At 65.0% G+C, this 25,778-nt stretch carries 18 protein-coding genes; 8 read left to right on the top strand and 10 right to left on the bottom strand.

The features are described from left to right. Positions 1-38: 38 nt before the first annotated feature. The 6 genes from gnd to BLEFHOIH_RS24315 all read right to left on the bottom strand — a co-directional run bounded on the left by gnd (position 39) and on the right by BLEFHOIH_RS24315 (position 9,455). Complete coding sequence (gnd, locus tag BLEFHOIH_RS24340; RefSeq protein WP_088348646.1) at positions 39-1,046, bottom strand: phosphogluconate dehydrogenase (NAD(+)-dependent, decarboxylating); 1,008 nt, start codon at positions 1,044-1,046, stop codon at positions 39-41. A gap of 20 nt (positions 1,047-1,066) precedes the next feature. Beyond that, the gene (locus BLEFHOIH_RS24335) at positions 1,067-3,937 is read right to left on the bottom strand and encodes a bifunctional transaldolase/phosoglucose isomerase (RefSeq protein WP_088348645.1); all 2,871 of its coding nucleotides are present in this window, start codon (positions 3,935-3,937) and stop codon (positions 1,067-1,069) included. Continuing rightward, a complete protein-coding gene (tkt, locus tag BLEFHOIH_RS24330; RefSeq protein ID WP_088348729.1) occupies positions 3,934-6,057 on the bottom strand; it encodes a transketolase in 2,124 nt (707 codons plus the stop codon). Before tkt ends, BLEFHOIH_RS24335 begins: the two co-directional genes overlap by 4 nt. A gap of 251 nt (positions 6,058-6,308) precedes the next feature. Then, positions 6,309-7,541: an MHYT domain-containing protein gene (locus tag BLEFHOIH_RS24325; RefSeq protein ID WP_088348644.1), complete on the bottom strand. Its 1,233-nt coding sequence runs from the start codon at positions 7,539-7,541 to the stop codon at positions 6,309-6,311. Between the two features lie 149 nt (positions 7,542-7,690). Beyond that, a complete protein-coding gene (locus BLEFHOIH_RS24320) occupies positions 7,691-8,962 on the bottom strand; it encodes an RNA polymerase sigma factor (protein WP_088348643.1) in 1,272 nt (423 codons plus the stop codon). A gap of 58 nt (positions 8,963-9,020) precedes the next feature. Further along, positions 9,021-9,455 (bottom strand): YciI family protein, encoded by a 435-nt coding sequence (locus tag BLEFHOIH_RS24315; protein WP_088348642.1) that lies wholly within the window; start codon positions 9,453-9,455, stop codon positions 9,021-9,023. 242 nt (positions 9,456-9,697) lie between these two features. Between BLEFHOIH_RS24315 and BLEFHOIH_RS24310 the strand changes: the two genes are divergently transcribed. Further along, positions 9,698-10,177: a (2Fe-2S)-binding protein gene (locus BLEFHOIH_RS24310; RefSeq protein ID WP_088348641.1), complete on the top strand. Its 480-nt coding sequence runs from the start codon at positions 9,698-9,700 to the stop codon at positions 10,175-10,177. Next, positions 10,174-12,468 (top strand): molybdopterin cofactor-binding domain-containing protein, encoded by a 2,295-nt coding sequence (locus BLEFHOIH_RS24305; RefSeq protein WP_088348640.1) that lies wholly within the window; start codon positions 10,174-10,176, stop codon positions 12,466-12,468. The genes BLEFHOIH_RS24310 and BLEFHOIH_RS24305 overlap by 4 nt, the downstream gene beginning before the upstream one ends. Before the next feature lie 267 nt (positions 12,469-12,735). On the opposite strand, the gene pdxH is transcribed toward BLEFHOIH_RS24305, so the two are convergent. Continuing rightward, a complete protein-coding gene (gene pdxH / locus BLEFHOIH_RS24300) occupies positions 12,736-13,377 on the bottom strand; it encodes a pyridoxamine 5'-phosphate oxidase (RefSeq protein ID WP_088348639.1) in 642 nt (213 codons plus the stop codon). A gap of 254 nt (positions 13,378-13,631) precedes the next feature. Between pdxH and fabI the strand changes: the two genes are divergently transcribed. From fabI to BLEFHOIH_RS24285, 3 genes are read left to right on the top strand one after another with little or no spacing between them, the layout of a single operon-like run. Continuing rightward, positions 13,632-14,438 carry an enoyl-ACP reductase FabI gene (fabI, locus tag BLEFHOIH_RS24295; RefSeq protein WP_088348638.1) on the top strand — a complete coding sequence of 269 codons (807 nt, stop codon included), beginning with the start codon at positions 13,632-13,634 and terminating at the stop codon, positions 14,436-14,438. Between the two features lie 3 nt (positions 14,439-14,441). Then, entirely contained in the window at positions 14,442-15,245 is an 804-nt protein-coding gene (locus BLEFHOIH_RS24290; RefSeq protein ID WP_088360703.1) for a hypothetical protein, read from the top strand. A gap of 10 nt (positions 15,246-15,255) precedes the next feature. After that, positions 15,256-15,840, top strand: coding sequence for a histidine phosphatase family protein (locus tag BLEFHOIH_RS24285; protein ID WP_088348636.1), 585 nt, complete (start codon positions 15,256-15,258; stop codon positions 15,838-15,840). 215 nt (positions 15,841-16,055) lie between these two features. On the opposite strand, the gene BLEFHOIH_RS24280 is transcribed toward BLEFHOIH_RS24285, so the two are convergent. Then, on the bottom strand, positions 16,056-17,501 hold the full coding sequence (locus BLEFHOIH_RS24280) for a TRAP transporter large permease subunit (RefSeq protein WP_088348635.1): 1,446 nt from the start codon (positions 17,499-17,501) through the stop codon (positions 16,056-16,058). Further along, a complete protein-coding gene (locus BLEFHOIH_RS24275) occupies positions 17,498-18,070 on the bottom strand; it encodes a TRAP transporter small permease subunit (RefSeq protein ID WP_088348728.1) in 573 nt (190 codons plus the stop codon). Before BLEFHOIH_RS24275 ends, BLEFHOIH_RS24280 begins: the two co-directional genes overlap by 4 nt. Before the next feature lie 485 nt (positions 18,071-18,555). Between BLEFHOIH_RS24275 and BLEFHOIH_RS24270 the strand changes: the two genes are divergently transcribed. Next, entirely contained in the window at positions 18,556-19,236 is a 681-nt protein-coding gene (locus BLEFHOIH_RS24270) for a globin domain-containing protein (protein WP_088348634.1), read from the top strand. Positions 19,237-19,277: 41 nt separating this feature from the next. Here BLEFHOIH_RS24270 and BLEFHOIH_RS24265 read toward each other — a convergent pair whose 3' ends face one another. After that, complete coding sequence (locus tag BLEFHOIH_RS24265) at positions 19,278-20,375, bottom strand: hypothetical protein (RefSeq protein ID WP_125461879.1); 1,098 nt, start codon at positions 20,373-20,375, stop codon at positions 19,278-19,280. A 543-nt stretch (positions 20,376-20,918) separates the two neighbouring features. Here BLEFHOIH_RS24265 and BLEFHOIH_RS24260 point away from each other — a divergent pair. Further along, a complete protein-coding gene (locus tag BLEFHOIH_RS24260) occupies positions 20,919-22,034 on the top strand; it encodes an efflux RND transporter periplasmic adaptor subunit (protein WP_088348632.1) in 1,116 nt (371 codons plus the stop codon). Between the two features lie 12 nt (positions 22,035-22,046). Next, a complete protein-coding gene (locus tag BLEFHOIH_RS24255; RefSeq protein WP_088348631.1) occupies positions 22,047-25,124 on the top strand; it encodes an efflux RND transporter permease subunit in 3,078 nt (1,025 codons plus the stop codon). Positions 25,125-25,778: the final 654 nt, after the last annotated feature.

The raw sequence follows: 25,778 nt of genomic DNA, 5'->3' as shown, positions 1-25,778 counted from the left end.
GGCTCCGCAAGATTCGATGGGGCGGGGTGGGCCTTCGATTAGTCCGCTTTCGGCTTGGGGTCGGTGGGCTCCTGCCCCTCGACATGGCCGCCAAAGCCGAAGCGCATGGCAGAGAGCATCTTTTCGCCGAACGTGTGCTCCTGGCGCGAGCGGAAGCGGGTGAACAGCGCCGAGGTGATGACATCGGCCGGGACGGCTTCCTCGATCGCGGCCTCGACTGTCCATCGGCCCTCGCCCGAATCCTGGACATAGCCTGAGAAGCTCTCGAGATAGGGGTCCTTGGCCAACGCCGACGCGCTGAGGTCGAGCAGCCAGGAGGAGATGACGCTGCCGCGCCGCCAGACCTCGGCGATGTCGGGCAGGTTCAGCGTGAAACGCTCGTCCTCGGGCAGATGTTTGCTGTCCTTGTTGCGCAGGATGTCGAAGCCCTCCGCATAGGCCTGCATCAAGCCGTATTCGATGCCGTTATGCACCATCTTGACGAAATGCCCGGCGCCGGAGGGACCGGCATGGATGTAGCCGCGCTCGGCGCGCGCATCATTGTCCTCGCGGCCCGGCGTGCGCGGAATGTCGCCGGTGCCGGGCGCGAGCGAGGAGAAGATCGGATCGAGATGATCGACGGCCTCTTTCGGCCCGCCGATCATCATGCAATAGCCGCGCTCGATGCCCCAGACCCCGCCCGACGTGCCGCAATCGACATAGTGGACGCCCTTCGCGGCCAGCATCTTGGCGCGGCGGATGTCGTCCTTGTAGTAGGAATTGCCGCCATCGATGATGATGTCGCCAGGCTTCAGCAGGTCGCCGAGCCGCTCGACGGTCGTTTCGGTAATCTCGCCCGCCGGCAGCATGATCCAGACCGCGCGCGGCGTGTCCCCGAGCGCCTCGACCAAACCCTCGAGCGATGGCGCGGCGGCGGCGCCCGCTTGCGCCAGCGCGTCGCGGGCTTTGGCATTGGCATCGAACACCACGCATTGATGGCCCGCCTTCATCAGCCGGCGGGTCATGTTGCCGCCCATCCTGCCGAGCCCGATCATGCCGATCCGCATTGTCTTCTCCTCCTGTCGCCTCAGGCCAGCGCTTGCCTGACGGCTTTGTCCAACGCCGCCAACCCCGCCGCGACATCCGAACCCAGATGCACCCGCAGAACCCGCCTGTCGCGTTCCGCCAGCACCTCGAGGTCGCCGCGCGCCTCCGCCGCTTTTACCACGCCGAACGTATATTCCTGACCTGGAACCTGGAGGTCGGCGGAGTCGTCGCAGGTGATCTGCAAGAAGACGCCGGAATTGGGGCCGCCCTTATAGGCCTGTCCGGTGGAGTGCAGGAAGCGCGGCCCGAAGCCGAGACAGGTGGCGGTGTGGCTCTTGTCGCGGATGAGAACGCGAATAGCCTGCAAGGTGTCGATATGCTGTTGGCTGCGCTCGACATAGGCGAGCAGCGCGCAATAATCGCCCGCGCGCAATTGCCCGAAATGCGTCTTGAGGACATCCGCCAGCGTTTTGGCGCCGGCGAAAATCCTGCGGCCCTTCTCATCGGCGAAAAGCGTAATCCCGCCTTCCCTAAGGAATGGGGTTTCCGGCGGCAGCGCGCCCGTCTTCTCATAGGCTTCGGTCAGTTCGCGCGTCTTGATCTTGCTGGCCTCGACATCGGGCTGGTCGAAGGGATCGATGCCGAGAATCGCGCCCGCGACCGCCGTCGCCATCTCCCAGCGGAAGAATTCCTGGCCGAGATGATAGCGGTCCGTCACGCCGATGCGAACCACCGGCTGGCCCGCCGCCTCGAGCGCGTCGACGGCGGCCTCCTGGTTTGCGTCGGCCTCGCCTGAGAGGCCGATATAGACGAACAGGCGATCCTCCCCATAGACATCGGGCGCGCCCAGCGGCTCGGCATCGACGGGGATGAGCCCTTTGCCCTGCTTGCCGGTCGACTCCGCGAGAAGCTGTTCGAGCCATGCGCCGAAATCGGCGATGGCCGGAGAGGCGATGATGGTGACTTTGTCGCGGCCCGATTTGCCGAGCACGCCGAGGATCGTTCCGAGCACGACGCCGGGATTGTCGGGCGCGGGCACATCGGCGGCGCAGGAGCGCACCATGAGGTCCGTCCTGTCGACCAGCCGGGCGACATCGACGCCCATGGTCGCGGCGGGCACCAGCCCGAAATTCGACAAGACGGAATAACGCCCGCCGATACCGGGCACCCCGAACGCGACCTGGTGGAACCCATCGCGCCCGGCGACCTTTTGCAGTGCGCTGCCGGGATCGGTAATGGCGATGAAACGTGCCCCGGCCTTGTCGGCGCCGACCGCCCGCTTCACGCTTTCGAAGAAATACTGCTTCAGAATATTGGGCTCGAGCGTGCTGCCGGATTTGCTCGAGACGATGAACAGCGTTCGCGCCGGATCGATCCGGCTTTCGATGGTGCGGATCTGGGCCGGGTCCGTTGAGTCGAGCACGAGCAGCTCGGGCCAGCCGTTCTGCCGCCCGAACGTTCGGGCGAAGACCTCCGCGCCGAGGCTCGATCCGCCCATGCCGAGCAGCACCACATGGCTGAAATCCTGCTGGCGCACATATTCCGCCAGACGCTTCAAGGCGCCGATTTCCTTGCGCTGCTCATCGACGATGGTCAGCCAGCCGAGCCATTTCGCCTCGTCCGCCCCAGTCCACAGACTTGCATCGCCCGCCCAGAGCCGCCGGATATCGCCATCATGCCGCCATTGCTCCAGCGAGGCGGCGACCACCTTTTCCAGCGCGGGCGGCAATTTGTAGGACTGGCCGTCGAGCTTGTCGCCGAGATTGGCGGCGCGCTTGCGGGCAACCGCGCCGAGAAGCTTGTCGAAGGCGTCGCCGAATTGCTGCACGCCCTCCTCGACCAGCCGAGCGCCCACCGCGTCGATCGAGATGCCGAACCTGTCGAGCGCCGCCATGACCTGCTCGGCCTGGTCGATATCCGCCTCCAGCGTCGGCGCCACCTTGCCGTGATCCCGGAACGCATCCATGGTTGCCGGCGGCAGGGTGTTGACCGTATCGGGCGCGATCAGCGTCTCGACATAGAGCACGTCGCTATAGTCCTTGTTCTTGGTGCCGGTGCTCGCCCAGAGCAGCCGCTGCACCCGCGCGCCGCCCGAGCGCAGCGCCTCCCAGCGCGGACCGGCGAACAGACGCTTGTAGCGCTGATAGGCAAGCTTGGCATTGGCGATGGCGACTTTGCCGCGCAGAGCCGTGAGTCCGTCGCGGGTCTCGGCCTCATTGGTCTGGCGCAGGCGTTCCTCGATGCGCTTGTCCACCTCGACATCGATGCGGCTGATGAAGAAGCTGGCGACGCTGGCGATTTTCGATGCATCGCCGCCATGCGTGACGAAATGCTCGAGCCCGGCCAGATAGGCTTCGACGACCTCCTCATAGACCGCCTGCGAGAACAGCAGGGTGATGTTGACATTGATGCCTTCGCCGAGAAGCTGCCGGATCGCCGGCAGGCCTTGCTTCGTCGCCGGCACCTTGACCATCAGATTTTCCCGGCCGACGGCGGTCCAGAGCCGGCGCGCTTCGGTGATGGTTGCCTCGGTGTCCAGCGCCAGATAGGGGGAGACCTCGAAGCTGACATAGCCGTCCTGGCGGTTCGTCGCGTCGTAGACCTGGCGAAGGGCATCGGCCGCGTGCTGGATGTCCTCGATGGCGAACCCTTCGTAAAGCGACATGCCATAGCCGTCGGCGAGGCGCGCGGCCGCCTTCAGCGCGTCGTCGTAATCCGTGCTGTCGCCGATCGCCTTTTCGAAGATCGAGGGATTGGAGGTGACGCCGGTCAGCCCGTCCTGCTCGATGAGCTTGGCGAGGCCGCCCTCCTCGACAAAGCACCGGGCGAGGAAATCGAGCCAAACCGCCTGCCCGTAATCGCGCAGCAGCTTGAGCGGGCTTACAGTTGGGACTTCGGGTTGCGCATTCATGATCTCGTCCTCTTGGACTTGGCAATCTGCTCCTTCGCCGCCTCCAGCACCTTGTCCGGCGTGAAGCCGAACGCCTTCAGCAGATCCTTGAGCGGCGCCGAAGCGCCGAATGTGTGCATCCCCATGCGGGTGCCGGCCGGGCCGGCATAGCGGTCCCAGCCGATCACCGAGCCCATCTCGACCGAGACCCGCGCCGTGACATCCGGCGGCAGCACGCTATTGCGATAGGACTGATCCTGCTCTTCGAACAGCTCCCAGGACGGCATGCTGACGACGCGCGCCGCAACGCCCTGCCGCGTCAGCTCCTCATAGGCCGAGATGCACAGCGCGACCTCGCTGCCGGTGCCGATCAGGATCACCTCCGGCCCGCCATCCGGAGCGTCCGCCAGGACATAGGCGCCGCGCGCCACGCCGGCCGCCGGCGCGTAGCGGCTCCGGTCGAGCGTCGGCAGCGCCTGGCGGCTCAGCGCGAGACAGGCCGGCCGGTGCAGCCCGATGATGACGCGCCAGGCTTCGGCGACTTCGTTGGCGTCGGCCGGGCGCAGCGTGACCAGTCCGGGGACGCCGCGCAGCGACAGGAGCTGTTCGACAGGCTGATGCGTCGGCCCGTCCTCGCCCACGCCGATCGAGTCATGTGTGAAGACATAGATGACCGGGAGCTTCATCAGCGCGGCGAGGCGCATGGGCGGCCGCATATAGTCGGAGAAGATCAGGAAGCCCGCGCCGAAGGGCCGCGTCTTGGACAATGCGAGCCCATTCAGAATAGCGCCCATCGCGTGTTCGCGGATGCCGAAATGAAGGTTGCGGCCGCCGGGCGTGTCCGCTTCCATGTCGCCCGCGCCCTCGAAGGTCAGCCGCGTCTTGGTGGACGGCGCGAGATCGGCCGCGCCGCCGATCAGCCAGGGATAGTGCGCGGCAATGGCGTTCAGCACCTTGCCGGAGGAGTCGCGCGTCGCCAGCCCCTTGGCATCGGCGGGGAAAACGGGAAGGTCCGCGTCCCAGCCCTCCGGCAGCTCGCCCCGCTGCATCTGCTCCAATTCGGCGGCAAGCTCGGGGTGCTTGCCCCGGTAGGCTTCGAACAGATGGGCCCATTCGGCGCGGAGCTGTCCGCCGCGCCGGCCGATGCCGTCCCGGAAATGCTCACGAACGCCGTCCGGCACCAGGAATTTGGCGTCTTCCGGCCAGCCATAGGCGCGCTTGGCGAGACGGATTTCCTCCTCGCCGAGCGGTTCACCATGGGCGGCGCTGGTATCGTGCTTATGCGGAGCCCCATAGCCGATATGGCTGTCGACGATGATGAGAGTCGGCGCGTAGCCGGTGCTGCGGAAGCTCTCGATGGCGTCCGGCAGTTTCTTCGTGTCATTGGCATCGCCGACATGCTGCACGCTCCAGCCATAGGAGAGGAAGCGCGCGCCCACATCGTCGCTGAAGGCGAGATCGGTGTGCCCTTCGATGGTGATGCGGTTGCTGTCGTAGATCCAGCACAGGTTGCCGAGCATCTGGTGCCCGGCGAACGACGCCGCTTCGCTGGATACGCCTTCCATCATGTCGCCATCGCCGCAAAAGGCGAAAACGTTGTAGTCGAACAGGGTGAATTCGGGGCGGTTGAAATGCTGGGCCAGCCAGCGCCCGGCGAGCGCCATGCCGACGCTGTTGCCGCAGCCCTGACCGAGCGGCCCGGTCGTGGTCTCGACGCCCGAGGTTTGCTCATATTCGGGATGGCCGGGGCATTTGCCGCCGAGCTGGCGGAACTGCTTGATGTCCTCGAGCGTGACCGCCGCTCCGCCCGTTGGTCTTCCCTCGTCGTCGACTGATTTCACGCCGCACAGATGCAGCAAGGCGTAAAGCAGCATCGAGGCATGGCCGTTCGAAAGCACAAAGCGGTCCCGGTTCGGCCAGACCGGATGCTCGGGGTCGTAGCGCAAAAACTGCTGCCAGAGCGTATAGGCCACCGGCGCCAGTGCCATCGGCGTGCCGGGATGGCCGGAATTGGCCTGCTGCACCGCGTCCATCGCGAGCGTGCGGATGGTGTCGATGCAGATTTCGTCAATCGTGTGCGGCGACGCCTTGGCCTTGGGACGATGTTCGGAAAGCGTGGACTCCGAGCGGCCTTGGGTCATCATTCGTCTCCGATATGCGAACTGAGGGCGGATTGTCGCGGATCGCAGGTCGACCCGACAGTCAGGGACCGGAGCGGGTCCAAATCCCTTGTCGATCGCGAGGGCGATGAAATTTGCGTCCTAGACAACAACTCGCCTCATTGAATCTGGTTGCATCGCCTGAGCCCCTCCCGCTTTCGGCGAGCGCGGCCCCTCCAGGGCCATGGCCGGCCCTGCTTCGAGGCGGTTCAGCGCAAGGGAGCGAAATCCGATCAGCTCGAAACCGGATTCGGGGTGCGGGGCAGCTCGGTCACCACCTGGGCTTCGAGCTGGTTCAGGATTTCATGCACGTAGGAGCGGCTGACGGGCACGCAGAAGGTGCCGGTCTCGTCCAAAAGCAGCACACCCCGGTCGCCTTCGCGGCGGTAGGACAAGACCCGGTCGATATTGACCAGATGGCTGCGATGCGAGCGCACGAAGGGCGCGGCCGCGAGTTGCTTTGCCAGCACCGAGATCGACCGCTCGCAAAAATGTTCGCCGATATCGCCATCGTCGGAGCGGAGCGCGATCCAGGTGTAGTGTCCGTCCGCCCGGATCGCGAGGATATTGCCCGGCGCGGCATAAAAGGTCGAATGATTGCGCCGCACGGGAATGCGCATCGGGCCAGGAGGGCTGGGCGGCTCCGGCGGCTGTTCCTCCGCCCTGGCCTCCGGCTTTGTCTCGGGCCTCGGCTGCGGCAATGGGGGAGCGGGCGCGGAGGGGGCGGCCACGAACTCCGCCGCCTCGCGCGGCTCGGGCTTCTTGTCGGGCAGCGCGATGACCAGGAATATCCCGCAGATGAAGAACGTCGCGATGGCGACGATGAACGCCACATTGTGCTGCGACAGCACCGAATCCGCGATCAGCGCGACATGCTCGCTGCGCCGGATGGTCGTCGCCAGCATCGCCGTGTAATGCATCGCCGACACCGCCAGCCCTAGCGCCACCGCCCCGGCGGCCGTCGCCAGCGGTCCGCGCTCCCGGAAGGTCATCCAGAGCGCCAGCGTCGAGGCGGCCATGCCGATCAGGATCGCGCCGATGACGCCCACGGCATCGTAGCTGACGATGCAATTCGCCCTTATGGCGCTCATGCCCATGTAGTGCATCCCGGCAATGCCGCCGCCCATCAGCACCCCGCTGATCGGCAGCGCCGCGCGGGTGACGTGGCCGGAGGACGCCGAATACAGGCCAAGGCCGGTGAACAGGATGGCGATGAAGACCGAGATCGTCGTCGTTAGCGTGTCGTAGCCGATAGGGATCGGCGTGCCCAGCGAGAGCATGCCGATGAAATGCATCGACCAGATGCTGGTGCCGATGGTCGCCGCGCCGGAGACGATTTTCAGCTTATAGGAGGCAGCGCTGAGATCGCCTATGCCGGTCATGATGAGCAGGCCGGTGAACGATCCGATGATCGCAACGGATACGGAGAGCAGTACGAGCAGCGTATCGTACGAAACGATTATCATTGCTTGAGCGGCCGACGCAGCCGCTCCCTCCCGGTATTTTTCGCGATTATACGTCGATTGGCGGGTGGGGTAAATCTTCGAGCCGCGAATAGGCAAAAGCCCGTTCAGCCATCGCCGTCTTACGCCCGGTGCGGGTCCATGCGGGCCGATTACGTGGCTTGTCGCGCACAGGCGGCGGCGCGTGCGAGCAGGATGGCGCGCTCGCGGGCGTTGGCGGTCAGGGCGGCGGCGCGTTCGAATTCCCCGCGCGCTTCGCTGTAGCGTTCGAGCTTGCTCAGCAGGTCGCCGCGCACGCTCGGGAGATGGTGATAGCGGCTGAGGCTCGGGGCGGCCATCAGCAGATCCACGGCCGCGAGACCGGCGGCGGGGCCGTCCGCCATCGAAAGGGCCACCGCGCGGTTCAGCTCCACCACCGGCGACGGCGTGACGGTGGCAAGGCGGTCATAGAGCGACAGGATCAGCCGCCAATCAGTCTCCGCCGCTGTTCGCGCCCTCGCATGGCAGGCGGCGATGGCGGCTTGCAGCACATAAGGCCCGGGCGGACCGCCGATGCTGCGCGCGCGCTGCAGGGCGGCGAGGCCGCGCCGGATCAGCAATTGATCCCAACGGCCACGATTCTGGTCGGGCAGCAGCACCGGCTCGCCCGAGGCGTCGACCCGCGCCTTCAGCCGCGAGGACTGGATTTCCATCAATGCGGCCAGCCCATGCACTTCCGGCTCTCCCGGCGCGAGGCCGGCGAGAATGCGCCCCAGCCGCACGGCCTCCTGGCAAAGCTGCGGCCGCATCCAGTCGTCCCCGGCAGTCGCGGAATAGCCCTCGTTGAAAATCAAATAGATGACTTCCAGCACCGAGGACAGCCGGGCCGCCAGTTCCGCCCCATGCGGCACCTCATAGGCGACGCGCTCCCTGGTCAGCGTGCGTTTGGCGCGAACGATGCGCTGCGAAATCGCCGCTTCCTGTGCAAGGAAGGCGCGGGCGATCTCCCCGGTGGTCAGCCCTCCGACGACGCGCAGCGTCAGCGCGATGCGCGCCTCCGCCGGGAGCAGCGGATGGCAGGCGGTGAATATCAGCCGCAGCAGATCATCGCCGACATCGTCGTCGAGCATCGCCTCGAGATCCGGCGTGCTGGCCTCCTGATCGGTTTCCAGATCGTAGGCGATTGCTTCGTGCTTGCGGTCGAGCAGCTTCTGCCGGCGGAAATGGTCGATGGCGCGGTTGCGCGCGGTCGCCATCAGCCAGGCGCCGGGATTCTCGGGGACGCCTGTCTCCGGCCATCGCTGCAGGGCGGCCAGCAGCGCGTCCTGCGCCAACTCCTCCGCCAGGCCGACATCGCGCACGAGGCGCGCGATGCCGCCGATCAGCCGCGCGGATTCGATCCGCCAGATCGCGTCGATGCTGCGCTTGACATCGGTCGTCGCCATGGCGACCGATATGAGCAATTCCGGCCGGCGCGCGCAAGAGGCCGGCCGGCCCGCGGGTTCACTCCTCCCCTGGCGCCGGGTTGATCGAGGCCAGATTCATGGCGCGCCAGCGCTCGATCGCCTCGCCCTGCACGAAATCATCCAGCTCGAAAAGCTGGCGCACCTCGATCTCGGCGGCGCAGCCCTCACCGGCCGGATTAGGAAAGCGCTTGGTCCACTCCAGCGCTTCCTCGCGGGAGCGCACCTGAATCAGCGTGTAGCCGGCGATCAGCTCCTTGGTTTCGGTGAACGGGCCGTCCGTCACCACCTGCTTGCCGCCGTCATAGCTGATGCGCCAACCCTCGGACGAAGGTTTCAGCCCCGTGCCGTCGAGCAGCACCCCGGCCCTCGCCAGTTCCTCATGATAGGTCGCCATCTCGGCAAGCATCTTTTCCTCCGGCATGACGCCGGCTTCGCTGTCTTTGGTCGCTTTCACGATAATCATGAAACGCATTGCGGCTCCTCCTTTTAAGCGTCCTTTAAAATCCCGTTCCGCTAGCACGACGAACGGCGACGCGCCCTATCGACAGGCCTAAGCAAAAATCCGGATAGCCTCAAACCAGCGCTGAAAATCACAAGGCCATCCGTCCGCAATAAACAAAATTTGTGCATGAAACGAAATATCGGACATATAATCCTGCCTTCCCGGAACGCGGATTGAGGCCAGCATCCTGATACAAAGGCAAGGAGACGCCCGTGGTTCAGCTTATCGTTAATGGAAAGAAATTGGAGGTCGAGGCCGACCGCGACATGCCGCTGCTCTGGCTGCTGCGCGACGAACTCGGGCTGACCGGCACGAAATTCGGCTGCGGCCAGGCGCTCTGCGGCGCTTGCACGGTCCATGTTAACGGCAGCGCCGTCCGCTCCTGCCAGACCTCGCTCGGCGATGCCGATGGCGCGACGGTCACCACCATCGAGGGCCTGTCGCCGGATGGCAACCATCCGCTCCAGGTTGCCTGGCGCGCGCTGAACGTGCCGCAATGCGGCTATTGTCAGGCCGGCCAGATCATGCAGGCGGCGGCGCTGCTGACCGAGACGCCCGATCCGAGCGACGACCAGATCAACCAGGTGATGAGCGGCAATATCTGCCGCTGCGGCACCTATCCGCGCATCCGCGCCGCCATCAAGGACGCCGCCAAGAACATCAAATCGCCGGGCAAGGGAGCAGCGCTATGAAACCGACCCGCACCCTTTTCGCCGAGATCGAGAATATCAGCCGCCGCAACTTCGTCATGGGAGCCGCCGCCGGCGCTTTGGTGCTCGCCGCCGGTTTCCCGGTGAAGGCGGAAAAGCCGCCGAAATTCGCCGGCGACGGCATGCCCAACGGCCTGCGTGACGATCCCAAGCTCGTCCTCTCCATCGATGGGGACGGCATCGTCACCTTTACCTGCATCCGCTCCGACATGGGTCAGGGCGTCCGCACGGGCCTCGCGCTCATCATCGCTGACGAACTCGAGGCCGACTGGGCCAAGATCAAGGTGATCCAAGCCGAGGGCGACGAAGTCCGTTACGGCAACCAGGACACCGACGGCTCGCGCAGCACCCGGCATCATTTCATGGTCATGCGCCGGATGGGCGGTGCCGCGCGCGACATGCTGGCGGCGGCCGCCGCGGCGGAATGGGGCGTGCCCGCCTCCGAGGTGAAGGCGGTCAACCACGAGATCGTACATGAGAAATCCGGCCGCAAGCTCGGCTACGGCGCGCTCGCCAAGGCGGCGGCGGCCCTGCCGGCACCCGCGCCCGAAAGCGTCAAGCTGAAATCGCCCGCCGATTTCCGCTATATCGGCAAGGGCAAGACCAACCTCGTCGACGGCTTCGACATCACCACCGGCAAGGCGCAATACGGCATCGATACCCGGCTCGACGGCATGGTCTACGCCGTCGTCGCGCGCACGCCGGTCTATGGCGGGACGGTGAAATCCTACGACGCCGCCGCCACGCTGAAAGTGCCGGGCGTCCTCAAGGTCGTCCCGATCGAAGGCACGCCGCCGCCGTCCGAATTCATGCCCGTCGCGGGGATCGCGGTGGTCGCCAAGAACACCTGGGCGGCGATCAAGGGCCGCGAGGCGCTGAAGATTGAGTGGGATGCCGGCCCGAATGCCAGCTATTCCTCCGATTCCTACCGCACGACGCTGGAGACCGCCGCCCGCAAGCCGGGCAAGGTCGTCCGCACCCAGGGCGATGCCGAGGGCGCGCTGAAGAAGGCCGCCAAGCGCCTCGATGCGGAATATTACGTGCCGCATCTGGCCCAGGCGCCGATGGAGCCGCCGGCCGCCGTGGTCCGCATCAAGGACGGCAAATGCGAAGCCTGGACCTGCGTCCAGTCCCCCCAGGCGGCGCGCGACCGGCTGTCCAAACGGCTCGGCATCACGCCGGAGAACGTCAAGGTCAATGTGACGCTGCTCGGCGGCGGTTTCGGGCGCAAGTCGAAGCCTGATTACGTCGTCGAGGCCGGCCTCGTCAGCCAGGCGATGGACGGCCTGCCGGTGAAGCTCACCTGGACCCGCGAAGACGATCTTCAGCAGGGCTATCTGCACACCGTCTCGGTGGAGCGGCTCGAGGCCGGTCTCGATAAATCCGGCAAGACGGTGGGCTGGCTGCATCGTAGCGCGGCGCCGACCATCGGCTCGATTTTCGTCGCCGGCGCGAAGAACGAGCTGCCCTTCGAGCTCGGCATGGGCCTCGTCAACACGCCGTTCGACATTGCCGACGCCCAGTTCGAGAACCCGGAGGCGGACGCCCATGCCCGAATCGGCTGGTTCCGCTCGGTCTCGAACATCCCGCACGCCTTCGCCGCGCAATCCTTCGTCGCCGAACTGGCGGCGGCGGCCGGGCGCGATCCGAAGGACTATCTGCTGGAGCTGATCGGGCCGGCGCGCAAGATCGACCCCTATTCCATCGGCGACAGTTGGAACCACGGCGAGGATCCCTCGCTCTATCCGCTCGACACCGGCCGCCTGCGCGGCGTCATCGAGCGGGCGGCGTCGGAAATCGGCTGGGGCCGCAGCGTCGCCAAGGGGCGCGGGCTCGGCATTGCCGGGCATTACAGCTTCGTCACCTATGTCGCCGTAGCGGCGGAGGTCGAGGTCGGTGCGAATGGGGCGCTCTCGATCCCGCGCGTCGACATCGCCGTCGATTGCGGGCCGCAGGTCAACCCGGACCGCATCCGGGCGCAGATGGAAGGCGCCTTCATCATGGGGCAGGGCCTGACGACGCTCAGCGCCATCACCTTCAAGAACGGCGCCGTCGAGCAGTCGAATTTCGACGGCTATGAAGTCACCCGCATCGACGCGGCGCCGACCGACATCCGCGTCCATCTTGTCGGCGGCCAGGACTGGAACGCCCCGCTCGGCGGTGTCGGCGAGCCGGGCGTGCCCCCTGTCGCCCCGGCGATCTGCAACGCCATCTTCGCCGCCACCGGCAAGCGCATTCGCTCACTGCCGATCGGCAATCAGTTGAAGGCGTAGCCGGACCCAATATGGCCGTCCGCCCGCCCCTTCGGGGTTGGGCGGACGGTCCCTTGCGCCGGGCGAGAGCAGCCCGCCAGCGCTGGCCAATGGCCACTGACTATCCAACCCAGGGCAAGACGTTGCTACACGGAGAGGCATTACCCCCTCACCCGGCGTGCTAGCGCACGCCGCCCTCTCCCTATGGGAGAGGGCTGGGCTGAGGCGCTTTGACAGGCTGAGAATCGTCGCGGCGACTAAGACAAGCCGCCCAAATCCGATCCCGCTCTAAGGATAAAGCCGCGTCTTCTCCCAAGCCTCGGCCGGTCCGCCGCGCCGAAATACAATCCGGTCGTGCAGCCTGAACGGGCGGTCGTGCCAGAATTCGATTTCGGTCGGCACCAGCCGGAAGCCGGACCAGTATTCCGGGCGCGGCACCTCGCCGATCGCGTATTGCGCCGTATAGCGCGCAACCGCCTTCTCCAGCGCGAAACGGCCCTCCAGCGGACGCGATTGCGCCGAGGCCCAGGCGCCGATGCGGCTGCCGCGCGGGCGCGTCGCAAAATAGGCATCCGCCTCCGCATCGCCGACCCGCTCGACCGAGCCGCGCACCCGCACCTGCCGCCGCAAGCTCTTCCAGTGGAACACCAGCGCCGCCTTGCCATTACCGAGAAGTTCCCGCCCCTTGGCGCTCTCCAGATTGGTGTAGAAAGTGAACCCCGCCGGACCCGCAACCTTCAGGAGAACCATCCGCACATTGGGCAAACCTGTGGCATCAACTGTGGCAAGCGCCATCGCGTTGGGATCGTTCGGCTCCTTGGCTTCGGCGTCCTTCAACCAGGCCGCGAACAGCGCAAACGGGCTCTCTGAATCGGAGAAATCAGGGGCCTGCGGGACTTTGTCGTAGGAGCTGCCGGTCGGCTCGGTCATCTTGGGTGCCGTAATTTTTAAGGGCTCTCACGCATAGATAATGGCAAGCCATCTTATTGTCTCCCCAATCCTGAGATTATTGTCAGCCCGACCACTCAAGTCGGCTGGATACACGTTTGCCGGAGTCCTCAGGGCGAATTCTCCGTGAGGCCTGTCCGTCCTGGCGCGATGCGCCTGGACGCAGCAGGTCTTTTGTGTAGGATGCCCGCGGTCCTAAATGTTGGAGGAAACGGGTGATCGAACGTGGAACGCTGATGAACGGCAAGCGCGGCCTGATCATGGGCGTCGCGAATAACCGCTCCATCGCCTGGGGCATCGCGCAAGGCGTTGCCGCGCAGGGCGCCTCGCTCGCCTTCACCTATCAGGGCGACGCCTTGAAGAAGCGCGTCGAGCCGCTGGCCGCCGAGATCGGCTCCAACATCGTGCTGCCCTGCGACGTGACCGACACCGCCTCCGTCGATGCCGTGTTCGCGACGCTCGCCGAGAAATGGGGCTCGCTGGATTTCGTCGTCCACGCCATCGCCTATTCCGACAAGGACGAGCTGGACGGCCGCTATGTCGATACCACCGCCGAGAACTTCAGCAAGTCGCTGCTGATCTCGTGCTATTCTTTTACGGCCATCGCCCAGCGCGCGGAAAAGCTGATGACGAATGGCGGCTCGCTGCTGACGCTGACCTATTACGGCGCCGAAAAAGTGATGCCCCATTATAATGTGATGGGCGTCGCCAAGGCCGCGCTGGAGGCGAGCGTGCGCTACCTCGCGGCGGACCTCGGCAAGCAGGCCATTCGCGTCAACGCCATTTCCGCCGGCCCGATCAAGACCCTGGCCGCGTCCGGGATCAGCGACTTTCGCTATATATTGAAGTGGAACGAATATAATTCGCCCTTGCGTCGTGTCGTGACCATCGAAGATGTCGGCGGCGCCGGGCTTTATTTGCTGTCGGATTTGAGCCGGGGCGTGACCGGCGAAGTGCATCACGTGGATGCGGGTTATCATGTCGTCGGCATGAAGGCCGAGGACGCGCCCGACATATCCGTCGCTATAAAAAACGGAGAGTAAGCTATGCATCCCATGAGGCTGATCACCTATGCCGTTCTGACCAGTGTGGCCAGTCTCGTGGCCATGGGTGGTGTCGGCTTCTATGTGGGCTATTCGGCCGGACGTGGCGATCTGAGCGAGCTGAAGGCGCTGGTGGCGACCGGCGGCTCTCCGGAAAATGCGGCGGCCCTCGCCGAACTCTTGAAGCAGAACAGCAATCAGGCGGTCGCCCAGGCGCCGGCTCCGGAAGTCAATCTCGGCCCGGTGCTCGACGAGATCCGCTCGATGAGCGCCCAGCTCGGCAAGCTGGAAAAGAATGCCGCCGCCACGCCCGCGCCCGCGACGCCGCAGGTCGTCGACCGCGTGGTGGAGAAGGTGAAGGAAGACCCCAAGACCAAGCAGGAGCTGACCTCGGTCAAGCAGCTCCTGGCTGAAGCGAACGAGCAATATCAGACCTGCAAGGCCAGTCTGACCACGCTCGAAGCCAAGCTGGATGACGCGAAGGCGTCGCCGACCCAGGTTTCGCTGAACCAGTCCGACACCCGCGACAATGTCCCGGCGGCTCGCGAAAACGCCTCGGTGGTGCTGTTCGACAACGTGCTTCTGAAGCGCGACCAGAACAAGCTGTACAACGACGTCGACGTGGCGCTCAGCCTGCAGTCGATCGCCTCGCGCTCGGCGCGGGTGGTGGTGAATCAGCAGAGCCTCGGCATCTCCTTCGGCGAGCGCAAGATCTTCCAGCACCGCGACGTCACTTGCGAGCTGGTGCTGATGGAGACCGATCTCGAAGGCGGCAAGGCGCGCTTCAGCATCGCCTGCAAGCGATAGCGCGCCAGACATGGCGCTGATCTATTTTCTCCGGCACGGCCAGACCGATTGGAACGCCGCCCGCCGGATCCAGGGCCATCTCGACACGCCGCTGAACGATACCGGCCGGAGCCAGGCGGCGCGGAACGGGCGCGCTCTGGCGGCGGCGATCGGCGACCCGTCCGCGTTCGATTTCGTCTCCAGCCCCTTGGTGCGCGCCAGCGAGACCATGGAAATCGTCCGCCGTGAAATGGGGCTCGACCCAAAGGCCTACCGCACGGATTTGCGCCTGCGCGAATTCAATCTCGGCGACTGGCAGGGCGAACTTTACGACGAGCTCAATCTGAAATTCCCCGACCTCGTCGCCGAGCGTGAACGCGACCCCTGGAATTTCCGCTATCCGGGCGCGGCGAGCGAGAGCTACGCGATGCTGTCGGTGCGTGTGCTTGAATGGCTCTCGGAGCTGGAGCGCGACACGGTGGTGACCGCCCATGGCGGCGTCGGCCGCTGCATCCGCCGCCATTTCCTGAAGCTGGAGGGGACCGCCGGCTACCGTCTCGACGCGCCGCAGGACAAGGTGTTGCGCATCGAGGACGGCGCGTTGAGCTGGATTTAGCGCGTCGCCGCCCGGGCGGTTGCATCCGCCACCATACCCTCAGACGTAATCCCCGCGCACGCGGGATTTACCACGCCGCAGCGTAAGTGGTTGGGCAGAAATTCAATTTCGAGTTTGTGAATACTGAGATCCCCGCCTTCGCGGGGATTTCGAAAAAGGGGTGCCTGCCTGCCGCGTCACGCCGCCCTCGCCGCGTCAAGCCGCGAGCCATCCCTTCAATTGAACTTCGGCGGTTGACCGAGGTCGAAATTCGGCGCCGCGCCGCCGCCCGGGGGCGGGGCGAGATTGCGGAATTGCTGCTCCACCGCAGCCGGGTCCATCACCGCCGTCTTGCTGATCCAGTAGGTCACCATCTCCGGCCAGGCGATCATGATCGCGACCAGGATGAGCTGCAGCCCGATCCACGGGATCGAGCCAAGATAGATGTCGCGGCTCTTGATTTCCGGCGGGGCGATGCCGCGCAGATAGAACAGGGCAAAGCCGAAGGGCGGGTGCATGAAGGACGTCTGGATGTTGGCGCAGATCAGCAGGCCGAACCAGATCGGGTCGATGCCGAGCTTCTGTACCGCCGGCATCAGCAGCGGGATGATGATGAAAGCGATCTCGAAAAAATCGAGGAAGAAGGCGATGAAAAAGATGAAGATCATGGTGAAGATCAGGAAGCCGGTCTGACCGCCGGGCAATCCCGTCAGCATGTGCTCGATCCACAAGCCGCCGCCGACGCCCTGGAAGATCAGGCTGAAGACGCGCGAGCCGATCAGGATGAACACCACCATCGCCGTGATGCGCATGGTCGTGGTCATGGCTTCGTAGGTCAGCTTCCAGGTCAGCGTGCCGTAGAGCGCAGCGAGGCCAAGCGCGCCGACCGCGCCCATGGCGCCGGCCTCGGTCGGAGTGGCGAGGCCGAGGAAGATCGTGCCCAGCACCAGGAAGATCAGCGCCGCCGACGGCACGATGCCGCGCAGGCCCTTCCACAGGAGCGGCCAGCCGCGCAGCGTGCGCGCCTCGACCGGCAGCGCCGGTACGTGATGCGGCCAGACGAAGCTGACGATCGCAACCCAGATCACGAACAGCGCAAGCTGGGCGATGCTCGGGCCGATTGCGCCGGCATACATGTCGCCGACGGATTTGCCCATGACGTCGGCGAGCACAACCAGCACCAGCGATGGCGGGATGAGCTGCGTGATGGTGCCTGAGGCCGCGATGACGCCGGTCGCGTGGCGCATGTTGTAGCCGTAGCGCATCATCACCGGCAGCGAGATCACCCCCATGGCGATCACCGAGGCGGCGACGGTGCCGGTGATGGCGCCGAGGATGGCGCCGACAAAGATCACCGCGTAGGAGAGGCCGCCGCGCACCGGGCCGAAAAGCTGGCCGATAGAATCGAGCAGGTCTTCGGCGAGGCCGCAGCGCTCCAGAATCGCGCCCATGAAGGTGAAGAAGGGGATCGCCAGCAAGAGGTCATTGGAGACGATGCCGAAAAGCTGAAACGGCAGCGCGCCGAGGAAGCTGGGGTCGATGACGCCGAGCTCGATGGCGATGAAGCCGAAGAACAGGCCGACGGCGGCGAGCGAAAAGGCTGCCGGATAGCCGATCAGCAGGAAGATGACGAGGCCGCCGAACATGGCGGGGCCGAGATTGTCTTTGAGGATTTCGATCATTGCAGCGGCGTCTGATAGGCGATTTCGTCGACCCTGAGGCCGCGAAGCGCCGCGCCGCGCTTGATGATCTCCGCGAGACCCTGCAGCGCCAGCAGCGCGAAGCCGACCGGAAGCATCAGCTTGACCGGCCAGCGGATCAGCCCGCCGGCGTTCGAGGACATCTCGCTCTGGTTCCAGCTATCGAGAAAGACCGGCCAGGTGAAATAGATCATGATCAGGCACATCGGCATCAGGAAGACGACGCCGCCGAGCAGGTCGATCCATTCGCGGGCGCGGTGGGAGACGGAGCCGTAGACGAGGTCGACGCGGACATGCTCGTTGCGGCGCAGGGTCTCGGCGGCGCCGAGCAGCACCATGCCGGCGAACATGTACCACTGCACTTCGAGCCAGGCGTTGGAATTGGCGTGGATGGCGTAGCGGGAGAAGGCGTTGCCCGCGCTGATAAGGCAGGCGATCAGCACAAGCGAGGAGGCGATGACGCCGCCGAATTTCGACACCCGGTCGATGGCGGTGGCGAGCGGCAGGAGCTGAGCGCCGAAGCGCAGCGCCGCCCTGACGACGATCGCCATGGCAACAAGGATTGCGACCGCGACGGCGATCTTGACCACGAATTTCCCCCCTGCGAGCCCGTCTCGGGACGCATCATCGGCAACCGCTTGACACCGCCACGCGGAGGCAGCGGGCGCGATTTTGCGGGATGATAAAGTTTAGCCGGAAGGGCGCAAAGCAAAATCCGAGACGCGTGGCCGGATCGACGAAAGGACTATGACGCGAAACTCGCTCAGCCTCGCCGCCATCGACGCTAGGAAACGGTTGACTGACGCATCGTCGTGCGGCGCATTTGCGGGAGCGCGAGTAATGTCAGCTTGCGCGCAGAACGCGTTGCTTCCGAGCAAATGATCTCGTTCTGATAACTCCCAGTCCAGCCCAAGTGACGATCAATTTTCTCTACCGGCACATCGTTACCGGTAGGGCATTGTACTTATCACAAGACTGGCGTTCCTAATTTATAATGCAGCCTCGTCGATCACTGCCCTGAGCCGGGACCGCAAGGATGATCTCCGCGACGACGGGGATGGCCACCCTTCTTGCGGCGGAGTTCTTGCTCGAACTGAGGCTGGTGCCCCTCGCGATTCCACGGGAGCGGATCGGGCGCCACTGCCAGCGGAGTAGTATGACACCGGCGCAAATTCAAATCGTCCAGCGGACTTTTGCCAAGATCGAACTCAACGCGCCCGCCTTCAGCGCCTTGTTCTATGATAGGATGTTCACGATAGCCCCGCATACGCGCGGCCTGTTCCGCGGCGACCTCCAAGCCCAGCACGCCAAATTCATGAAGGTCGTCGCCGAGGTCGTGCGGCTGCATCTGCGTGCGCTGATCTCGCTGCCGGTTACCTCGAAGGCGGGCACGGAATCCGCCATTCCCGGCGCCGACCGGGCCGGGCAGATGCACCATGAATACGGCGTGAAGTCAGAGGACTATACGACGATGAAGGACGCGCTGCTGTGGGCGCTCCGCCAAAGTCTGGGCTTCGAGTTCGACAAGGAGGCGCAGGAAGCCTGGAGCCGGGCCTACGATATTCTGGCCGACGCCATGCGGAGCGGCGCCGATCCCACCCTGGCGCGGCCGGGCGAGACCCGCGCGTCCCGTTTCGGTGATCTGAACGGCCGCAGTACGGCCTCGGAATTCCTGAAAGGGCTTGGCGACCGTTCGTCGTCGCAGGAGGACGAGTAATGGGCGGCTGGCCGAACCTATTCTCCAGGTCAGGAGCGTTCTCAATAATGGAATGAGGCGGTGAGGCGCGCGCCATAGCCGGTGATGGCGATCATGATCGGCGCGAAGCTTGTCGTGGCCCAGGCCAGCATCTGCTCCTCGTTCATTTGCGGCCTGAGCGCCAGATAGCTTCCATAGAGCTGGCGATAGACGGTCCCCGCCTCGGACTCGGTCTTGCTCAGCGCTTCCATCCACAGCAGGTCTTCCAGCGCGCGCGCATCGTCGAGATTGCCGGCGCGGGCAAAAGCGGAGGTCTCCAGCGCCACGCGCGCATGGGCCTCGATCGAGGCGAGCAGCAACAGCATGGCCGCGCCGTCCTCGGTCTGGCGTCCGGCGGCGATCTCGGTGTCCAGCCTGTCCTTCAGCGTGGCGCGGGTGACGAGACCCGCCCTCCCTCCGGTCAGGCTCAGCCGGTTCAGTGCAAAAAGCGCGTCGCCGAAACCGGCGCGCACCGCGAATTCATTGGCAAAAACCTGCTGCGGCGCGTGCAGGCAAAGCTCATGCGCCAAGTGTTCGAGCGCCTGCTGCACCGGCCCGCCGCCCGAGGGAATGGCGGCGCCGTTTCCCGCCGCCGGATCGATGATGACGGCGCCGAGGGCGCGGGCGACGCGCGTGGTGGCATTCTCGGAGAGCGGCTGGGCATGTTCGCGGGCCAGCAGCGCTTCGACGATGGCATCGTCCTTCCACATGCCGAGCCGCATCATCTGGGCGCGATTGACGAAAATGCTGCATTCGCTGAGGTCGGCGAGGTTGTAGACCTGCACCATCGGCTTGCTTTCGAGCACGGCCGCTGCCGCCAGCGCGATGGCCTCGCTTTCGCCGAGCGCTTTCGAAGCGCGCTTGAGCTGGTCGATCAGCGGCTGCAGCGTCTCGAAAATGAAGAGGTTGACGCGCTTATGCGGCCATTGTCCGTGAGCGGCATAGACGCGGGCGACACGCTGCTCGGCGGTGACGAGACGCGCCGCGCCGGTATCGTCGTCCACCACCACGATCAACTCGCCGTCATTCGCGAGCGGGTGCTTGGACGTGAGAACTTGCGCCGCCACCATCGGCCTATGCCCCGCATCCGGGCGTGATGCCGCGACGGAGTACAGCGGCATGGGCGGCTTCGCGATTTCCGGCGGTCATCGTCTGATCCTTTGATCGGCGCGCGGGGTCGAGCAGCGGCAGCTTTTGGGCGGGCGGCATGCGAGGGCCAACTCAGGGCAACGACCCCGCGAGCCAAGCTGAAGGAATTGGCGACCGAGCGGAGAAGCGCGCCTCTGCCTATAGATATAGAACGCGAACGCCTTGACCAGATGGTTGACGCAAACTGGATAACCTCGAGTGAAACCCCGCTCCGTGGTGGCGATAGTTTTGCTTAAAGGATTTCCGGCCCGCAGGCGATGCACGCCCGGTGATTGCGAATAAATGTCCCCCGCCGGGATCGGATTGCGTGTTCCCGCATTAACCTTCGTGCAGGGGCCATTCCAGACACCCGTCAGCCGCCAGCGGCCGGCGGTTGGTGCCTTGATTGCGCGTGCCAATGGTGTTGGGGGTATAAATGAATACATTTCGATGATTGCATGTCTATCCGATAAAGCTTATGTCGATCGCTCGCCTTATCGGTCGATCCGTCCTTCCAGCAATTCAAGATGAAGTCTATGAGCAGATCTATACTGGCTTTACTCATTTTGCTTGCCCTCGGCGCAGGCGGTTACTACGCGATCTACGGCGCGCGAGCACCATCCGGCGCACCTTCCGGCACCAACGGACAGGCCGCCGCGCAGAGCGGCACTCCGCAAGGTGGACGCCGCGCCGCGCCGGTCGAAGTCGGCTTGGCGCGCAAAGCGATCGCGACCGACGATCTCTGGTCGGTCGGCAGCCTGCGCTCGGACGAGTCGGTGCAGATTTCTTCTGAGGTCGCCGGCCGCATCGCCGCGATCCAGTTCACCGAAGGCGAGGATGTGAAGGCCGGCGACGTGCTGGTGAAGCTCGACGACGCGCTCGCCGCCGCCGATGTGGTGGACATGAAGGCGCGCGCCGAACTCGCGCAATCCAATTTCGAGCGCGCCAGCGCCCTGTCGCGCAGCGGCAGCGGCACCGAGCGCGTGCTCGACGAGGCAACCTCGGCCCTGGCGACGGCGCGCGCGGCGCTGCAACTCGCCGAAACGCGGTTGTCCAAGCTTTCGATCACCGCGCCCTTCCCCGGCCGTGTCGGGCTGCGCACGCTGTCGCTCGGCGCCTACGCGACACCGGGCCTGCCGCTGGTCAATCTGGAGAAGATCGATCAGCTCAAGCTCGATTTCCGCGTGCCCGAGACGGTGCTGACCCAGGTCAGCAAAGACCAGGAGGTGGAATTGACCGTCGATGCCTTTCCCGGCCAGCGCTATCCCGGCACCATCTATGCCATCGACCCGCAGGTCGATGTGAACGGACGCTCGCTGCGCATCCGCGCCCGCATCCAGAACCCCAATCTCGCCCTGCGCCCTGGCCTGTTCGCCCGCGTCTACATCAAGGGCCTCGAGGAGCGGCCGGCGGTGCGCGTGCCGGAAATCGCCGTGGTGCCGCGCGGCACCGACCGCGTCGTCTTCACCATCGTCGGCGGCAAGGCCAAGGAGAACAAAGTCTCGGTCGGACGGCGCCAGGCCGGCGAGGTCGAGATCCTGCAAGGCATCGAGGCCGGCACGCAGGTCGTGACTTCAGGCCAGATGAATCTGCGCGACGGCGTGGCGGTCGAGATCGTCGCCGGTCCCGCCCGCACCGTCGTTCAGGATTGAGGGCAGCCGCACATGGGACTTCCTGAACTTTGTATCCGGCGGCCGGTTTTCGCCACCGTCCTCAGCCTCATGCTGCTGCTCATCGGCATCGTCTCCTACGACCGGCTGAGCGTGCGCGAATATCCCAATATCGACGAGCCCGTCGTCTCCGTGACGACCACCTATCCCGGCGCGTCGGCCGCGATCATCGAGAGCCAAATCACCCAGATCCTCGAAGGCTCCATCGCCGGCATCGAAAATATCGACATTCTGGAATCGACCAGCCGGGCCGAATCCAGCCGTATCACCGTGCGCTTCACTCTTGCGGCCAATCCCGACGTCGCCGCCAGCGACGTGCGCGACCGCGTCAGCCGCGTGCGCAACCGCCTACCGGACGAGATCGACGAGCCGGTCATCCGCAAGGTGGAAGCCGATGCGCGGCCGATCATCAACCTCGTCTTCCGCAACGAGGCGATGAGCGCGCTGCAGATCACCGACTATGTCGACCGCTATGTCATCGACCGGCTGAAGAACCTGACCGGTGTCGCCGACGTGCAGATCTTCGGCGAGCGCCGCTATGCCATGCGCATCTGGATCGATCGCGAGCGGCTCGCCGCCTATAATCTCACCGTGCAGGATGTCGAGAACGCGCTGCGCAGCCAGAATGTCGAGCTGCCAGCGGGCCGCATCGAGGGTGTGGACCGCGAATTCACGGTGCTCTCCCGCACCGGCCTGACTTCGCCGACCGAATTCGGCCGCATCCGGGTGAAGCTCGCCGACGGTTATCAGGTGCGGCTGCGCGAAGTCGCCCGCGTCGAACTCGGCGCGGCGGATGAGCGGCGCGACAGCACCTTCAACGGCGGCAAAGCCATCACCGTCGGCATCATCAAGCAGGCCGTCGCTAATCCGCTCGACGTCTCGGAGGCGCTGCAGGCGGTCCTGCCGGAGATCAACCAGTCGCTGCCGCAGGGCATGACGGCCGAGATCGCCAATGATTCCGCCGTCTTCATCGACCGCTCGATCAAGGCCGTCTACCACACCATCCTGGAAGCGGTGGCGCTGGTGGTCGTCGTCATCATCTTCTTCCTGCGCTCGGTGCGCGCGGCGATCATCCCCATCGTCACCATTCCGATCTCGCTGATCGCCAGCTTTGCGCTGATGTATGCGATGGGCTTCACCATCAACACGCTGACGCTGCTGGCCATGGTGCTCGCCATCGGCCTCGTCGTCGATGACGCCATCGTCGTGCTGGAAAATGTCTACCGGCATATTGAGAACGGCATGAAGCCGTTCGAGGCCGCCATCAGGGGCTCGCGCGAAATCGCCTTCGCCGTCGTCGCCATGACCTTGACGCTGGCCGCCGTCTACGCGCCGATCGCTTTCGCGCCGGGCCGCATCGGACGGCTGTTTCTGGAATTCGCGCTGACGCTGGCGGGCGCGGTCATCATCTCCGGCTTCATCGCGCTAACGCTGACGCCGATGATGTGCTCGCGCATCCTCAAGCATAATGAGAATCCGGGCCGCCTCTTCCGCTTCGTCGAGGGCCTGTTCCTGGGCCTGGAGCGGGGCTACCGGCGCTTGCTGCGAACGGCCATCAGCGCCGGGTTCGTGGTGCTGCTGATCGCGGTCTGCGTCGCTGGGGCCAGCGCCTTCTATTACGCCAACCTGAAATCGGAGCTGGCGCCGGTCGAGGATCGCGGCCTGATCAACGTCCGGGGCACCGCGCCGGAAGGATCAACGGTCGCCTATACCATGCGCTATGCCCGCGAGGTCGAGCGCATCCTGAAGGACGTGCCGGAGATGAATTCGGTGCTGTCCATCGTCGGCAATCCATCGATCACCGATCTGCAGACGACCGGCGCGCTGAAGGACTGGGACGACCGCGATAAGAAGCAGCAGGCCATCGTCAACGACGTCGCCGGCAAGCTCAGGCGCATTCCCGGCATCCGCGTCAACGCCACCAATCCGCCCTCCTTCGGCGAGCGCGGTGGCGGGCGGCCGGTTGAGTTCGTGCTGCAGACCTCGGGCACCTACGCGGAGCTGCAGGGCTATGTCGACAAGATCCTGGACAAGATCGACGACAGCCCGGTGCTGACCAGCATCACCACCGATCTGGAGCTGAACAAGCCCGAATTCACCATCCGCCTGAACCGGCCGAAAGTCGCCGATCTCGGTCTGGATGTTTCGGTCGTGGGGCGCACGCTGGAAACGCTGCTCGGCGGCCGGCAGGTGACGCGCTTCGAGGTCGATGGCGAGCAATATGATGTCTATATCCAGCTCGCCGCCGAGGACCGCGCCTCGCCGCAGGCCCTCTCGACCATCTATCTGCGCGGTCCGTCCGGCGAAATGGTGCAGCTTTCGAACGTCGTCAACGTCATCGACAGCGTCGCGCCGAAGGAGCTGAAGCGCTTCAACCAGCTCCGTTCGGTGACCATCTCGGCCAATCTCTCGCCCGGCTATGCGCTCGGCGACGGCATCGCGGTGCTGGAACAGGCGGCGGCCGAGACCCTGCCTGGCACGGTGCGCACGGATCTGGCAGGGCAAAGCCGCGAATTCCGCTCGGCGGGGTCGAGCCTCGCAGTGGTGTTCCTGCTCGCGCTGGCCTTTATCTACCTCGTGCTGTCGGCCCAGTTCGAGAGCTTCCGCGACCCGATCATCATCATGCTGACCGTGCCGCTCTCGATGACCGGCGCGCTGGCCGCGTTGCATTATTCCGGCGGCACGCTGAACGTCTATTCGCAGATCGGCCTGATCACGCTGGTCGGCCTCATCACCAAGCACGGCATTCTGATCGTCGAATTCGCCAATCAGCAGCAGGAAGCCGGGCTGGGACGCGTCGAGGCGGTGATCGAGGCGGCGGTGCTCCGCCTGCGCCCGATCCTAATGACGACCGGCGCCATGGTGTTCGGCGCCATCCCGCTGGCCCTGGCGACCGGCGCGGGCGCGGAGAGCCGGCAGCAGATCGGCTGGGTGATCGTCGGCGGCATGTCGCTCGGCACGCTTCTGACGCTTTTCGTGGTGCCGACCGTGTATAGCTTCATCGGCCGCAAGCACGTTGCGCACGCTGCCCCGGAAGCTCCGGCAGCGGCGATGCCCCAGCCCGCCGAATGAGCACGGGGCGGATCAAGGCCGCGAGGTGGCGAAGTTGAGATGGCGGTGGGCGGCTCACGCCCCCGCCGGACAAAGGCCTCGCGCCACGATTTAGCGTGTACTTTCCTCCACATTGCGCCCGCTGGCTGAATACCGGCGGGCGTTTGGCCTCTCACCGCTCGCGGCGCGGCTTTTGGTAATCCGCCCTCGTCAGACTGTGGCCGAGTTCCGTTGTAACCTTACAGCGTGTTTCTGGGCGCTGTAATATGATAGCAATTTAGCGAATAGAAATTCGTATTATTATTTAAGTAGTCGTCGAATGATGGCGGTTTGAGTAATTAGATTACGGTCAACAGCCATTGCTTTGCCCCTCATGCGTAATTTCAGCGGCCAAAATACGGATTCACCAGACATGGCGGGTCAAAAATTCAGCAAGATCTTCGGTTAGGGTCGGCAATCCGTTCAGCCGTTGCATGAGGCGGCTGGCAGATACATGGGCGCGCGCTGGTCGCGAGCCGTGTCAGACGTCGGCTCAGCAGAGTTGACGTTGGGGGCTGACGGCGATCGCACGGCAGGCGATCGCCGTCAGAGCCAGCGGGCGCTTGCGCGGGATCAACGCCATCAGTTGCGTTGCATTCCCGCGAAGGCGGGAATCCAGCCGCGTCCACGGCGGGC

The sequence above is a fragment of the Rhodomicrobium sp. R_RK_3 genome (genome assembly GCF_002198715.1).
Taxonomy (GTDB): Bacteria; Pseudomonadota; Alphaproteobacteria; order Rhizobiales; family Rhodomicrobiaceae; genus R-RK-3.
This window is presented reverse-complemented; position numbering and strand designations above follow the sequence as displayed.

Coding starts and splice junctions, on each gene's coding strand:
- gnd (WP_088348646.1), bottom strand. CDS start 1,046: ATGCGGATCGGCATGATCGGGCTCGGCAGGATGGGCGGCAACATGACC.
- BLEFHOIH_RS24335 (WP_088348645.1), bottom strand. CDS start 3,937: ATGAATGCGCAACCCGAAGTCCCAACTGTAAGCCCGCTCAAGCTGCTG.
- tkt (WP_088348729.1), bottom strand. CDS start 6,057: ATGACCCAAGGCCGCTCGGAGTCCACGCTTTCCGAACATCGTCCCAAG.
- BLEFHOIH_RS24325 (WP_088348644.1), bottom strand. CDS start 7,541: ATGATAATCGTTTCGTACGATACGCTGCTCGTACTGCTCTCCGTATCC.
- BLEFHOIH_RS24320 (WP_088348643.1), bottom strand. CDS start 8,962: ATGGCGACGACCGATGTCAAGCGCAGCATCGACGCGATCTGGCGGATC.
- BLEFHOIH_RS24315 (WP_088348642.1), bottom strand. CDS start 9,455: ATGCGTTTCATGATTATCGTGAAAGCGACCAAAGACAGCGAAGCCGGC.
- BLEFHOIH_RS24305 (WP_088348640.1), top strand. CDS start 10,174: ATGAAACCGACCCGCACCCTTTTCGCCGAGATCGAGAATATCAGCCGC.
- pdxH (WP_088348639.1), bottom strand. CDS start 13,377: ATGACCGAGCCGACCGGCAGCTCCTACGACAAAGTCCCGCAGGCCCCT.
- fabI (WP_088348638.1), top strand. CDS start 13,632: ATGAACGGCAAGCGCGGCCTGATCATGGGCGTCGCGAATAACCGCTCC.
- BLEFHOIH_RS24290 (WP_088360703.1), top strand. CDS start 14,442: ATGCATCCCATGAGGCTGATCACCTATGCCGTTCTGACCAGTGTGGCC.
- BLEFHOIH_RS24285 (WP_088348636.1), top strand. CDS start 15,256: ATGGCGCTGATCTATTTTCTCCGGCACGGCCAGACCGATTGGAACGCC.
- BLEFHOIH_RS24280 (WP_088348635.1), bottom strand. CDS start 17,501: ATGATCGAAATCCTCAAAGACAATCTCGGCCCCGCCATGTTCGGCGGC.
- BLEFHOIH_RS24275 (WP_088348728.1), bottom strand. CDS start 18,070: ATGGCGATCGTCGTCAGGGCGGCGCTGCGCTTCGGCGCTCAGCTCCTG.
- BLEFHOIH_RS24270 (WP_088348634.1), top strand. CDS start 18,556: ATGATCTCCGCGACGACGGGGATGGCCACCCTTCTTGCGGCGGAGTTC.
- BLEFHOIH_RS24265 (WP_125461879.1), bottom strand. CDS start 20,375: ATGCCGCTGTACTCCGTCGCGGCATCACGCCCGGATGCGGGGCATAGG.
- BLEFHOIH_RS24260 (WP_088348632.1), top strand. CDS start 20,919: ATGAGCAGATCTATACTGGCTTTACTCATTTTGCTTGCCCTCGGCGCA.
- BLEFHOIH_RS24255 (WP_088348631.1), top strand. CDS start 22,047: ATGGGACTTCCTGAACTTTGTATCCGGCGGCCGGTTTTCGCCACCGTC.